This window comes from Deinococcota bacterium (genome assembly GCA_030858465.1).
In the GTDB taxonomy this organism is placed as follows: Bacteria; Deinococcota; Deinococci; order Deinococcales; family Trueperaceae; genus JALZLY01.
Genome location: JALZLY010000014.1, coordinates 1 through 13,069 on the forward strand (window position 1 = coordinate 1; position 13,069 = coordinate 13,069).

Annotated in this window: 11 protein-coding genes; 4 read left to right on the plus strand and 7 right to left on the minus strand. The window is 67.9% G+C overall.

Annotated features, from left to right (window positions below; translation table 11 throughout):
- Window positions 1-24 precede the first annotated feature (24 nt).
- Together M3498_00830 and M3498_00835 are read right to left on the minus strand one after the other, a co-directional pair.
- A complete protein-coding gene (locus M3498_00830; GenBank protein MDQ3457840.1) occupies window positions 25-771 on the minus strand; it encodes an MBL fold metallo-hydrolase in 747 nt (248 codons plus the stop codon).
- Between the two features lie 159 nt (window positions 772-930).
- Window positions 931-2,565 (minus strand): MATE family efflux transporter, encoded by a 1,635-nt coding sequence (locus M3498_00835; protein ID MDQ3457841.1) that lies wholly within the window; start codon window positions 2,563-2,565, stop codon window positions 931-933.
- A 214-nt stretch (window positions 2,566-2,779) separates the two neighbouring features.
- On the opposite strand from M3498_00835, the gene M3498_00840 reads away from it, so the two are divergent.
- Window positions 2,780-3,496, plus strand: a complete 717-nt coding sequence (locus M3498_00840; GenBank protein ID MDQ3457842.1) for an alkylmercury lyase family protein — start codon at window positions 2,780-2,782, stop codon at window positions 3,494-3,496.
- A 21-nt stretch (window positions 3,497-3,517) separates the two neighbouring features.
- On the opposite strand, the gene M3498_00845 is transcribed toward M3498_00840, so the two are convergent.
- The 5 genes from M3498_00845 to M3498_00865 all read right to left on the minus strand — a co-directional run bounded on the left by M3498_00845 (window position 3,518) and on the right by M3498_00865 (window position 8,554).
- On the minus strand, window positions 3,518-4,675 hold the full coding sequence (locus tag M3498_00845) for an MFS transporter (GenBank protein MDQ3457843.1): 1,158 nt from the start codon (window positions 4,673-4,675) through the stop codon (window positions 3,518-3,520).
- Between the two features lie 65 nt (window positions 4,676-4,740).
- Window positions 4,741-5,652, minus strand: coding sequence for a dihydrodipicolinate synthase family protein (locus M3498_00850; protein MDQ3457844.1), 912 nt, complete (start codon window positions 5,650-5,652; stop codon window positions 4,741-4,743).
- A gap of 123 nt (window positions 5,653-5,775) precedes the next feature.
- Complete coding sequence (locus tag M3498_00855; GenBank protein MDQ3457845.1) at window positions 5,776-7,428, minus strand: DUF3618 domain-containing protein; 1,653 nt, start codon at window positions 7,426-7,428, stop codon at window positions 5,776-5,778.
- On the minus strand, window positions 7,425-7,922 hold the full coding sequence (locus tag M3498_00860) for a phage holin family protein (protein MDQ3457846.1): 498 nt from the start codon (window positions 7,920-7,922) through the stop codon (window positions 7,425-7,427). Before M3498_00860 ends, M3498_00855 begins: the two co-directional genes overlap by 4 nt.
- Complete coding sequence (locus M3498_00865) at window positions 7,919-8,554, minus strand: hypothetical protein (protein MDQ3457847.1); 636 nt, start codon at window positions 8,552-8,554, stop codon at window positions 7,919-7,921. The genes M3498_00860 and M3498_00865 overlap by 4 nt, the downstream gene beginning before the upstream one ends.
- A gap of 298 nt (window positions 8,555-8,852) precedes the next feature.
- Here M3498_00865 and M3498_00870 point away from each other — a divergent pair, with 298 nt between their 5' ends.
- The 3 genes from M3498_00870 to M3498_00880 all read left to right on the plus strand — a co-directional run bounded on the left by M3498_00870 (window position 8,853) and on the right by M3498_00880 (window position 12,907).
- A complete protein-coding gene (locus tag M3498_00870; GenBank protein MDQ3457848.1) occupies window positions 8,853-9,983 on the plus strand; it encodes a GAF domain-containing sensor histidine kinase in 1,131 nt (376 codons plus the stop codon).
- A complete protein-coding gene (locus tag M3498_00875) occupies window positions 9,971-10,591 on the plus strand; it encodes a response regulator transcription factor (protein ID MDQ3457849.1) in 621 nt (206 codons plus the stop codon). Before M3498_00870 ends, M3498_00875 begins: the two co-directional genes overlap by 13 nt.
- Window positions 10,592-10,837: 246 nt before the next feature.
- Window positions 10,838-12,907, plus strand: coding sequence for a VWA domain-containing protein (locus tag M3498_00880; protein ID MDQ3457850.1), 2,070 nt, complete (start codon window positions 10,838-10,840; stop codon window positions 12,905-12,907).
- Window positions 12,908-13,069 lie beyond the last annotated feature (162 nt).

A 13,069-nucleotide genomic window follows, 5' to 3' on the forward strand; every position in this document is an offset into this window, starting at 1 on the left:
GGCGCGCCTCCAGCCGCACCTGAACTAGAACGGATAGCGCCCCTCTTCCTCGCCCTTTTCCGTCTCGGCGAAGACCTCCCGCGCCTGCGCCATCTCCGCCTCGCCCAGGTCGCTTTCGGGCGGCAGGTGGACGAGCAGGAGGCGTTTGGCGCCGGCCTCGCGGGCGACCTCCGCCGCTTGCCTGGCGCTGCTGTGCCCCGGCCCGGCGCCGGTTGCCTCATGAACGAGGATGTCCGCGCCGCGCGCGAGGCGGGTGATGGAGGCTACCGGCTCGGTGTCGCAGGAGTAGGCGACGGTGCCGCTCGCTGTCTCGACCCGCAGGCCGATGACGGGGACGGTATGCTCGCCCGGTGAGGCGGTGATCTTCCAGTGGTCGTCCTGAAGCACCTCGGCGCCCTCCTCTTGCGCCACCTCGCGCCAGAGGATAGCGGGCATGCCCTTCCAGCCGCTGGTGTCGAAGCTCGAGAAGGTGCGCTCGGCCTGATCCAGGGCCGGAGCGATGCCGTAAACGGGCAAGGGCTCACGCCGCCCTGCCAGCCACAGCTTTTCCATCACCAGGGGAAAACCCGAGACGTGGTCGGGGTGCTCGTGGCTGAGGATGAAGGCGCTGAGCCTCTCCAGCGCGATTCCCGCGGCCATCAGGCGCTGCACCGCGTCGCCGCCGCAGTCCACGGCGATGACCGAGACGCCTGTCTCAAAGGCGAGCATGGTGGTGGTGCGGTGCGGGTCGCTCACGGCGGCGCCGCTGCCGAGAAGGTAAAGCGTGGACATAAAGACCTCCAGAGGTTCGTTGCTGTAATCTAGCGGGTTTCGGCCCCTGAAACCGTCTCCTCGACTGGAATTTCATCGAATGCAGTAGACAAAGCGGATACCCCTGCCTTCCTGGGGTTGATTACAACGCCCCTTCACACCGAGTTCAGAGCTTGACGGTCAATCGTGACTGGCGGCCACGTGCGGTGGCCCTTCCCGCAGCCGCCAGGTCGGAGCGCAACTGCCCGGGTCCTCGAGCCTGAAGTCGCCCCCCTCGAAGCGCACCGTGACGGTGCCCGCGCCGCCGCGGTACTCGACGCGGTCTTTGCCGACGTGCTCGGTGGTGTTCTCCAGGGCCAGCAGCGGCCCACGCACCTCGTGCAAGAAGCGCGCCTGCGCGGGCTGGGGCAAGTTGTGGAGGTAGCGGCGGTAGACCTTGGTCTTCTTGAGGGCCACCTCCTGCCAGGTGCCGCTGCGCCAGCGCAGGAGGATGTAGAGGGCCTGCACGGTCGTGCCCGTCACCAGCGCCCACCACACCCCGTTGACGCCCATGCCGAGTTGCAGCGCGAGCAGGTAGGCCAAGGGCACCACCACCAGCCAGCGGCCGATGAGGGTGCCGATGAGGCCCGGCCGGGTGTCGCCCGCGCCGCGCAGGGTGCCGTTGGTGACCATGGCGATGGCCAGGAGGGGCTGGAAGAGCGCGTTGATGCGGATGTAGGCCGTGCCCGCCTCGACCACCGTCGGGTGCGCGCTCGGGTCGAAAAGGCGGATGATGGCGGGCGCGAACACGAAGAGCGGCAGGGCGATAAGCGACATCACCACCACCCCCAAAAAGATGGCGACGTTACCCTGGATGCGCGCCGCGCTCACCTGCCAGGCGCCGAGCGAGCGCCCCACCAGGCTCGTCGCCGCCACGCTGATGGCTAAGCCCGGCATAAAGGCCAAGGACTCGATTTGGATGCCCACGGCCAGCGCCGCTGCGCCGTAGCTGCCCGCCGCCGTCGAGGTGACGATGCGCAAGACGAAAAGCTGCGCGCTGTTGCGCACCACGCCCTGAAGGCCCGAAGGAATACCGATGGCGAGGATGTCACGAAACATCGTCAGGTCGGGCTTGTAAGAACCGGGAAGGATCTTGATGACGTTTCTGCCCGACCTGAAGATGTAAAAACCCACGCCCGCAGCGATGACGCGAGAGAGCACCGTGCCCATCGCCGCGCCGGCGACGCCGTAGGCGGGCAGCGGGCCGGGGCCGAACATGAACAGGTAGTTGAAGAGCACGTTTAAGACATTGATGCCCGCGGTGATGTAGAGCGGCGTGACGGTGTCGCCCGCGCCCTGCATCAGGCTGTTGTTGACGAAGTTGAAGTTTAAAAAGATGGTGCCCAGGAAGAGAATCTTCAAGTAGGCCGCGCCCAGTTCCACCGCTCTCGGGTCGCCGCCGCTGTTCAAAAAAGTCAGCAGCGGCTCGGCGGCGAACCAGCCGATGACGCTGAGCGTGAGGCCCAAGATCAGCGTGAGCGAGTAGGACTGGCGGGCGACGAAGGAGACGCCTGCCGGGTCGCGCGCGCCGTGCGCCTGCGCCGCCAGGGCCATCGAGCCCGCCGTCACCGCCAGGATGGCGATGAGCACCAGCAGGCGGACGCTGCTTGCCATGCCCACCGCGGCGATCTCCACGGGGCCGAGCCGGCCCGCCATGAATACGTCCACGACGTTGACCATGGTCATGAACAGGTTGGCGACGATGACCGGCAAGGAGAGGCGCCAGACCTGCCCCAGGATGGGCAGGTAGCGGCGGTAGGAGGCCAGACCGGTCATCCGCCCACTCAACCGCCGTGCTAGCCGCTGCCAGTGTAATTCAGGGCGGCCTCGAGCCCGACCTGGAGAAGCTGGCCTTCTACCGGGGCCTCGACGAGTTCTTCTGAGCTAGAGTCCTTCGTAGCGGTAAGTGACGCAAGCGTTGCACGAGAAGCCCCTGACTTCCAGTCCGGGGAGTATGTCACTTTCACCTCCTTTGGTTTCGCCTCATGGTATGATGCATCTCATGAACGCCGGGGTGACTTGGAGAATGCCCGAAGTGCTCGAGCGCGAGGGCATCACGCCCTACCGCCTCAGCAAGGAGTTGGCTCCCCGCCGGGTGTCGAGGACGACCGTCTACCGCTGGGCCAAAGAAGCTCCCGCCTTGCTGGACCTGGAATTGCTGGCCCACATGCTATGGGCGCTGAAACGCATCAGCGGCAAGGAGTTCAGGCTGGAAGATCTGCTCGACATCCGGCCCTCAGCTGAGCCAAACCTCGGGGGTGACGCCGACGCTGAAAGCCGCGCCTCGGTCCTGAGGCGCATCACCAGCGCCGCGCCGACCCGCTACGAACTGCGCCTGGCGGGGAGCGAAAGCCGCCATGTCTTTTGTGCCTTTGACGCGCTGCTCTACGCGCACCTCCTGCAAGAAGCGGTCGCGCTCGAGGCGCGTCCTCCCGTGGGCGCGGCGTTCGCCCTCACCATTCGCCCCGACCGCCCTCCCGCCGAGCCCTACTGGCATTCCTACGTGGAGCCACAGGCGCTCCTGCCCGAGGCGCCGGGCCTGGCCTCGAGCCGCTGCCCCTACCTCCACGTTTTTGAACGGCTACAAGACGCCCAAACCTGGCACGGCGCACTTCCCGCCGACCTCGTCGGGGTCGTCTCGCTCATTGCGCTCGCCGAGGCTTGGGAGAGGGCCAGGGCCCTTGTCGCGGCGATGAGCCGGCCCTAGCCTCTCTTTCTCCTTGGGCCCTCAGCGGTTTCCAGACGCCATCTTGACGGCCTCAGGCAGGCGGCGCAGACGCCCCATGCTCCAGAGGCTGAAGGCCGGGCCGAGTGCCAGGACGGCGAACGCCCAGCCCCAGCCCAGGCTCGCCTCGAGCGGCGGCACCAGGCGGATGCTCAGCAGCGTCAGCAGAAAGCCCAGGCTCGTCTGCACCGTCAGGGCCGTGCCCACGTAGCGCGGGTCGGCGAGCTCGCTCACCGCCGCGCTGAACTGGGCGCTGTCGGCGATCACCGCGAAACCCCAGATGAGGCAGAGCGCGGTCAGAAGGAGCGGCGAATGAAAGAGAAAACCCGCCGTGAGCGCGCAGGCTCCGGAGACGACCAGGCTCGAGGAGGCGACGCGCACTCTCCCCCAGCGGTCGGCCAGAAGCCCCGCCAGGACGCAGCCGATCCCCCCCACGGCGATGACCGAAAAGCCCGCCAGACGCGCCGAGGCTTCGCTCAGGCCCGCCTGCTCATAACTCGCCAAGAGAAAGAGCGGCACCCAGGCCCACATCGCGTAGAGCTCCCACATGTGGCCGAGATAGCCGAAGTTGGCGAGACGCACGCCGCGGTTGGTGACGACCTCGGCGGCGTAGCGCCAGTTCAGCCTGGGCGCCGGCGCCAGGAAGGGGCCGCTGCGGATGAAGAGGGCGGCCAGCAGCGCCGCGACAAGGGCCAATCCCGAGGACAAGAGCAGGACCGGCCGCCAGTCCGGCAAGCCGGCGCCCAGGAGCGGCAGGGCGTTCAGAAGATGGGGCGTGGCCGAACCGACGCTCAAAGCGCCGACGAGCAGACCGATGCAGAGGCCGCGGTCGGCCTGGCACCAGGTCGCCATCAGCTTCATCCCCGGTGGGTAGACCCCGGCCAGGGTCGCGCCCGTCAGAAAGCGCAGGAGCAGCGCCCCCTCCGGCGTCATCCCGGGCAGGGCGATGGCGGCGTTTAGGCCCGCGCCGAGAAGCGCGCAGGCGCTAAAGAGCCAGCGCGCCGAGAGGCGGTCGGCGAGGTTGAGCACGGCGCTGACCACAGCCCCGGCCACAAAGCCGAGCTGCACGCTCATGGTCAGCCAGGACCTCTGCGCGCCGCTCAGGCTCCACTCGGCGGTGAGCTGTGGCACGACCGCCGAGGCGGAAAACCACAGCGACATCGCCAGGAGCTCGGCCAGGGCGAGCAGCCACAGGCTGCGCCATTTGCCGGGAAGGCTGGGCACGGCTAGGCGCGAATATCGCCTCGAGCGAGCCCCTGCCCCTCCAGCAGCGCGCCAAGTTCCCGGCCTTGCGCCTCGCTCACGTCCCGCAGAGGGGCGCGCGGATAGCCTGCCGGCAGGCCCCGAGCGCGCATCGCCGCCTTGAGCCCGGCCACGCCGTAGCGTGCGGTGACGGCGAGCGCCAGCGGGTTGGTGCGCAACTGCAAGGCGCGCGCCTCGGCTATCTCGCCTCTCTGAAAGTGCTTTAAAATCGCTCCATAAGCTTGCGGCGCCACATTGGCGACCGCCAGGATGCCGCCCCTCGCGCCCAGCGAGAGCGCGGGCAGCAGCGTCGGCGCGTTGCCGGTAAGCACCGTGAACTCCTCCGGCACCCGGCGCATGATCTCGGTGAGGGCAACGATGTTGCCGCTCGAGTCCTTGAGGCCGTGGATGTTCTCGTGCCCAGCCAGCCTCTCGATGAGCGCGGGCGACAGGCCGATGGTGGTGTTGGCGGGCACGTTGTAGAGCAGGAGCGGGACGGAGCAACTCCCGGCCAGTGCCTCATAGTGCGTCGCTAAGGTCTCATCGTTCATGCGGCCCTGATAGTAAAAGGGCGGCAGGACGAGGACGCAGTCCGCGCCGGCCTCCGCGGCCAGGCGGTTGCGCTCGGCCACCAGCCAGGTCGCCTCACCGCCGGTGCCGGCGATCATCGGCTTGTCCCGGGGGATGGCCTCACGGGCCGCCGCCAGCACCTCGCGGCGCTCGTCCTCGGCGAGGTAGACCGCCTCGCCGTTGCTGCCCAGGACGAGAAAGCCGTCCACCTGGGGTGCAAGCGCGCGCAGGACGCGCTGCAAGCCGCCCAGGTCGAGCTTTCCCGCAGCGTCGAAGGGGGTGGGCACGGGGGGAATGATGCCGCCGAGGGTAGGAATATCCGCCATAGCTCATCCTACCCCGGCGGCCGTCACGCCACCTCTAGATGGATCGAGAGGTGGATCGAGAGCCGCATCAAGAAGCCGGGCCCACCACATGTGGCGGGCCCGCTAAAAGCTGGTCCTCGAGAGCTAGCTCTTGAGGTCGTCCTTGGCCTTTTCGGTCTCGCGTTTGGCGGTCTCCTTGCCCTGTTCGGCCGCTTTGCCGGCGACGTCCTTGGCCTTTTCGGCGGCGCTCTTGGCTTCGTTGGCCAAGGAGTCCAGAGAGCTCTGCGCCTTCTGGGCCTCGTCGCCCAAGCCCTGCTTGCCGGCTTCTTCCTTGACGGTGTCGACCACCTCGCTGACGGTCTCCTCCGCGATGTGCTGAGCCTTTTGGACGGCCTCTTGCACCCGTCCCCGGGCGTTTTCGAAGAGGTGATCCCTGGTCTCGCCCATGAGCTCGTTCTCTTTGCGCGTGGAGGGGACCATGAGGCCTATCGCCGCGCCGAGCAGGAGCGCCATGGCGCCGACCACCAAGGGATGCTCCTCGAGCATCTGATCGACGCCCTGTTTGGCCTGCCGGGTGCCGTAGCGCGCCTGGTCGCGGAGGTAGCGCGCCTGGTCACTCACGAACTCCGCGCCCTCGCCCACCCCCTCGCGGACGGTGTCGGCGACATGCTCTGCCTGCTCTCTGACGCCGCTGGCGGCGTCCCCGACCCGGTCGCCCAGTTCGCTGGCCCGGTCTCTGACTTCGCTGCCCAACTCGCTGGCGCGGTCTCTGGCCTCATGGGCGACCTGACCTGCCCGCTCACCGACCTGGCTGCCGACCCGGCCGGCCTGCCGCCTGACGTCACCCGCGGCTTGCCCGGCCCGCCGCGAGAGGTCACGGCCTCTCTCCCTGATGCCGCCCTGATAGCCCTGACCGTAGTAGCGGCCTTCGTCGTAGTCGTCGCGGCCGTAGTAGTTCTGGGAGTAATCCTCGTCGGAGGAGCCCCTCAACTTGTTCAGCAAGAACCAGCCCAGACCCACGGTGAGCAGCGCCGGCACAGGATTATGCCGGACCGAATCGAGGAGGCTGGAGAGACCGCCGGACTCCTCATAGTCATAGTCGTAGTCATAATCGTCGCGGTTTCGGTCGTAGGGATTCGCCGGGTCGTAGACCTCGCTGTAGAATTGCCCCTGGCCGTAGCCGCCGTCGATCCTGTCCATGTCCCTGTCCATATCTCTGTCCATGTCACTCCTTTGATAGCTCGAGCCGTAGTAGGACTCTCGAGCGTAACGGCCCGCCCCTAGGCCGTCTTGGCCATAGGAGGAGTAGTCGTAGTCGCGGCGCGGCCCGTAGCTTGAACGGCCATGGTTCATCCCGTAGTCCGCACGGTAGGAGCCGCGAGAGGAGCCCCGAGAGGAAGCGCGGGATGAACCCTTGGCTCTACCCAGCATGACCAAGCCGACACCCAAACCCACGCCTATCGCCGACGCCGACAGAGGATTGGACCTGACCCACTCGGTCAGCTCGGCGCTCACCTCGCCGATCTTTTCGCCGGTGTCGTGAACTCTCTCTTCTACACCCTCGACGACACTGTCCTTGACGCCGATAATCTTCTCCCGCGCCTGCTCTTTGACGTTTTCGAAGGCGTCTTGCGCCTGCTCTTTGGCCTGCGCCTTGAGGTACTCGGGGTTCAACTTGTCCTGAAGCTCGTCGACCGTCTTGCTCATGTCGGCCCGAGTCCGCTCTATATCGGCCTTGATTTCCTCGGGTGTCTTGTCCCCGGGGTCGGCCGGATTCACCTTGTCATCCTGGTTCATTTGAGTTGCTCCTTCGCCCATTCCTTGTCTTCCTGAAGCGACTCGATGGTCTTTTCCGGCACCGGGTTCAACCGCTTCAGGTCGCTGAGGCCCCTTTGGATAAAGATGTAGCCGACGCCGAGAAACAGCAGCGTCACGATGAGCGCCGATATCCATAGCGGAACCAAGAAGGTGAGCACGATGATGAGGAAGGCGATGAGCGCCAGGTAGCCTCCCAAGGCGAGAACGCCCCCTATCGCCAGGGAAACGGCGTCTTTGGCGGCCCGCGAGACCTTTTGGTTCACCTCGGCCTTGGCCAGGGCTATTTCCTGACTGAGCAGCGTGGTGACGCCCTGAGAGAGCTCCGAAAAGAGCTCGCCCAGCGGACGGTCGCCACTGCTCGCCGGAGCTGCCACGCGCGGAGCCTCGGCCGGCGCACGAGGGTCCTCGAGCCTGGGAGCGGTATCGGTTCGCACCTTGGGCGGTGTCGGCGTGTCGTCCTTGGGAGGCATCATCCCTCCTTCGACTCGTCCGTCTGGCCGCCGGTCTCGTTGCGGAGGCTGTTACGGGCGTCGTACCGGTCGCCCCTGTAGTCACCCCTGTAGTCGCCACCGTAGCCGCCACCGTAGCTTCCCCCGCGGCTCATGCTGCTCGCCGAGCTCTTCAAAAAGCGCGAGGCGAGCAGGCCCACGGCCACCGCGCCGCCGATAAAGAGCGCGGGCTGACGGCGGGCCATGTTCTCGAGGTCGCCGATCATCGCGCCCATGTCCTTGTCGCGGAGGTAGCCCGCCACGCGTTCGACCTGATCGCCGAGCTGGTCGGCGTACTGGGCTACCGCCCCATGGTCTTCCTCGCGCAGGCGCTTGCCGGTTTCCCTAAAGGCCTGGGCGACGCTGCCGACCTCGTCGGCGGCGCGCGTCTTGTTCTCGCTGACGACCGAGGAGACCTGCTGCTGCGCTTCGTCCTTGACGCGCTTGGCCTCGTCCACCACCTGATCCTTGAGGTTCCCGGCTTCGCTCGCTACCTTGTCCTTGACATCCTTGGCATCGCTCATCGCCTTATCCTTGGCGTCTTGCGCCGCGGAACCACCGGAGCCGCGGCCCGAATTGGTGAAACCGGGATTGTTTTTACGGTCTTGATCGGACATACCTTGTTTCCTCCTTTTTTAGACAACGTGACCTTCCGCTGGCGAAAAGTCCCTACACGTGAGAAGGAATGCTCCCTAGGGAACTAGCGAGATTCCACTTTCCAGTACCCCAATCGCGTTCAGACGGCGTCAAGCAGCAATCTGCTACAAGGTAAGCTTAGGCCTTGGTTTGCAACAAAACTATGAATCTCATGACGATGTTCTCACAGCATCTCCTCACACGGCAGCCTTTGCCAGGTCTCACGGCCTCGAGGCCCTTCCAGGCGGCGCCCTCACGCCGCCGCGGTAGACTGCCGAGGTGGAGGAAGAAGCGCTCGAGAAGCGCCTTCAGGAACTCTCGGTGATGAACGCCGTCGGCGAGCTCCTCAACGAGGAGCCCGACTTCAGCCGCGCGCTGGTCCCGGTCCTGAGGCGCTTGGTGGCGCTCTTGGGGCTCGAGGCGGGCTGGGTCTTCGTCGCCCGGGCGCTCGAGGGCAACGCGCACAAGAGCTCGTTCAGGCTGGCCGCGGCTACCGGCCTGCCGCCCGCCCTGGCCAGGGACGGCGCCGCGCCGCTCTGCACGGGAGGTTGCGAGTGCCTGGGCCTGCTCGGTCGGGGCGGGCTCGACCGCGGCGTCAACATGGTCACCTGCAGCCGCCTGGAGGCGGCCACGGGCGACCGCGGCGGGCTCTCGGTCCACGCCAGCGTCCCGCTCCTCGGCAGGGACGGGCCGGTCGGCATCGTCAACCTGGCGGCCCCCGGTGACACCCGCCTGAGCGAGGCGACGCTGCGCTTTCTCACCGCCGTCGGCCGCCAGCTCGGCACCGCCTTTGACCGCTCGAGGCTGGCCGAAGCGCGCAGCCGCGAGGCGCAGTACGCCGCAGTGCTCGAGGAGCGTCACCGCCTCGCCCGCGACATGCACGACTCGCTCGCGCAGCTCCTCTTCGCCGCCGAGCTCGCCCTGCGCGTCGCCCGCGAGGGCGAGGCGGAGCACCGGGAGGGCGCGCTCGCTAGCACCGCCGAGCTCATCGCCTCGGCCCAGGCCGAGTTGCGCGCGCTCGTCGAGGTCTTGCGGCCCGCCGAGCTCTCCGGCGGCCTACTGCCCGCCTTGGAGCGCCTGGCGAAGCGCGGCGCGGGCACGGCTAGGGTGCGGCTCGAGCTCGAGGACGTCGCCGTCAGCGAGGCGCAGGCCGAGGCGCTCTACCGCATCGCTCAGGAGGCGCTCCACAACGCGCTCCGCCACGGTGGGGCGGGCGAGGTCCGGCTCAGGCTCGAGCGTCGCAACGGCCTGGTGCTGACGGTCGAGGACGACGGCTCGGGCTTCACGGCGGACGCCTCGGCAGGGCTCGGCCTGATGAGCATGCGCGCCCGCGCCGAAGCGCAGGGCGGCGAGCTCAGCGTCGCCTCGAGGCCGGAAGGCGGCGCGACGGTGCGGGCGTGGCTGCCGTGATCCGCCTCCTCATCGTCGACGACCACCCTATCGTGCGTGAAGGGCTCAAGGGCTATTTGGGCCTCCAGCCCGACCTCGCGGTTATCGGCGAGGTCGGGCGGGCGGATGAGGCGCTCGAGCGCGCCGAGGCCCTGGCGCCCGACCTGGTGCTGCTCGACCTGCAACTCCCGGACGCTAGCGGCCTCGAGCTCCTCGGCTGGCTGCGCGCGCTGCCCGCGCCGCCCCGGGTCCTGGTGCTCAGCTCGTCGGCCGACGAGGACTCGGTGCGGGGGGCCTTGCGCCTCGGCGCGGCGGGCTACCTCGTCAAGCACTCGGGACCGGGCGCGCTGCTCGAAGGCGTTCGCGCGGTTATGCGCGGCGAGATGGCTTTGGACCCCGGCCTCCTGCCCCTCCTCGCCCAGCCAGCAGATGACCCGCTCAAGACCCTGACCCCGCGCGAGCTCGAGGTCTTGGGTCTCATCAGCGGCGGCCTCAGCAACAAGGAGGTCGCGGCGGCGCTCGGGGTCGCAGAAAAGACGGTTAAGACGCATGTCGGCAACGTCTTGGACAAGCTCGGCCTGAAGGGCCGGGTCCAGGCGGCCCTCTATGCCAGGGAACGCAAGCTCTGACGGCTTGCGGCGGGCGAGGTGTGGGTTGAGCGTTCACAGCTCACAGGGGTCAGCGGTCAGCCATTGGCCTTAATCTTTGCTAAGGGCTAAGGGCTCCTAGCCCTTGGCCCTTCGTCTCATCCAACCGTTTTGGAATGCGCCCAGTTTTGGCCTTGACCCAGTTCGGTCTTGAGCCGGTTCGGCTCTTGACAAGGCCGAAACTTGCCCTATGCTGAGTCCGAAAGAGCATCATCTGGGGAGGATACCGTGCTGTCACTGCCGCCACTACCAGCAATCACCAGAGGGTTCGTCGGGGCGCTGTTCGTCTTGTTGGCCTTGAGCTTGTCCGTCTTGGGAGAAGCGCAGGCACAAACGCAAGAGACCCCGTCAGCAACCCCGTCAGCAACCCCGTCAGCAACCTATGTCCAACTCGTGCTCGACGCCTCGGGCTCGATGTGGAACCAGCTCGCGGACGGGCGCTACCGCATCGTCGCTGCCAAGGACGTCCTGACGACCTTCGTGAGCGGCCTGCCGAGCGAGGAGGGCCTCAACGTGGGCCTGCGCGTCTACGGCTCGCGGCTTGGCGCCTTTGAGCCGGGCGCCTGCGAGGACAGCGAACTCTTCGTGCCGATGGCGGGCGTCGACCGCGAGGCCCTCTTGAGCACCGTGCGGGACACTCAGGCGGTGGGCGCGACGCCCATCGCGCTGTCGTTGGGGCGCGCCGCGGCGGACTTTCCCGCCGCGGGCCGCAAGCTCATTGTGCTCGTCACCGACGGCGAGGAGTCCTGCGGCGGCGACGTGCGCGCGGTCGCCGAGGGGCTGAGGGCGCAAGGCATCCAGATCGACTTGAGGATCATCGGCTTCGACCTCTCCGAGCGCGCCGTGGCGAGCTTCGAGGGCGTCGGCACCTTCGAAAACGCGACGAGCGCGGCGGAACTAGCGGCGGCCCTGGGCCGGGCCGTCGAGACCGTGGTTCCCGAGGTTGCCGAGGCCGAGGCGACCCATCTTGTCACCGTCCTCCTCACGCGTGGCGGCCTACCCGCTGCGGACGGCGCCCGCGTCACCTTCGAGGACGCCGTCTCCGGCGAGGGTTATGAATTCGTCCAGGACGCGCCCGGCACGCTCCGCGGCGCGCTCGCCGCCGGCGCCTACCGCGCCTTCGCCGAAGACGCCTTTGGCGCGGCCCAACTTTTCGGCGGCCTCACAGTCACGCCCGAGGGCGAGAACCACTTCGCCTTCGAGCTGGCGCCGGAGGTGGCGGTGACGCTCTCGGTCACGCCGGCCGACCCTGTCGCGGGGAGCACGGTGAGCGTCGCCTACGAGGGCGCGCCCGAGGGCGAGCGTAACTGGATCGCGGTGGTCCCAGCGGACGCGCCCGACGAGGTCTATCTTGGCTGGGCCTACGTGCAGGGCAGCAGCGGTCAGGTCGAACTGCGCATCCCCGCTGAGACGGGCGCGCTCGAGGCCCGCTACCACCTGGCCCTGCCGGAGGGAGGCACCCGGGTGATCGGCCGGAGCGAAGCCTTTACCCCGCGGGAAGTCGAGGTCGGCGTGGAGGCCCCCGCCGAGGTCGTCGCGGGGTCCTCCTTCGAGGTGACCTGGACCGGGCCGAACAACCCCGACGACTACCTGACCATTGTCGAAACGGGCGCGCCCGAGGGCAGCTACCGCTCTTATGCCTACACCAGCCGGGGCAACCCCGTCACCCTCACCGCGCCGACCGAGCCGGGCGCCTACGAGGTCCGCTACAGCAGCGACAGCAGCCGCAGGACCTTCGCCAGCGTGCCCATCACGGTGACGGGGGCGGACATCGCCGTCAGCGGCCCGGCCGAGGTCGAGGCGGGTGCCCCCTTCGAGATCACCTGGACCGGACCCGACAACCAGGGCGACTACCTGACCATCGTCGAAACGGGCGCAGCCGAGGGCATGTACCTCGACTACGCCTACACCCGCGACGGCAACCCCGCCACGCTCACCGCACCGGCCGAGCCGGGACCGTACGAGATCCGCTACTCCACGGAACAGGAGAGCCCCAACCCGACGCTGGCGAGCGCGCCCATCACGGTGGTGGCCGCCGCCATCAGCCTCGAGGCCCCGGCCGAGGTCGGCGCGGGCGAGTCCTTTTCGGTCGCCTGGACCGGGCCCGACGGGCCGCAGGACTATCTGACCATCGTCTTGGCCAATGCGCCCGACGGGACCTATCTCGACTACGCCTACACCCGGGGCGGCAGCCCCCTCACCCTCACCGCGCCGACCGAGCCCGGCGCGTACGAGATCCGCTACGCCTCCGACCGCGTGCGCGGCACCTTCGCCCGCCTGCCCATCCGCGTGCGCTAGACCTCAGACAACACCCCAACCGGCTCGCGCGGACAACCCGTTGCGAGCCGGTTCCCTTGCGGTTTCCAGGCTCGTACTAGGTCTAAAGTCCTAGAAACCTCCGGGCCTTTGGTCTGATGACCGCGAGGGCGCCCGGGTTCATGCTGGGGTCAGGAGGTAAGG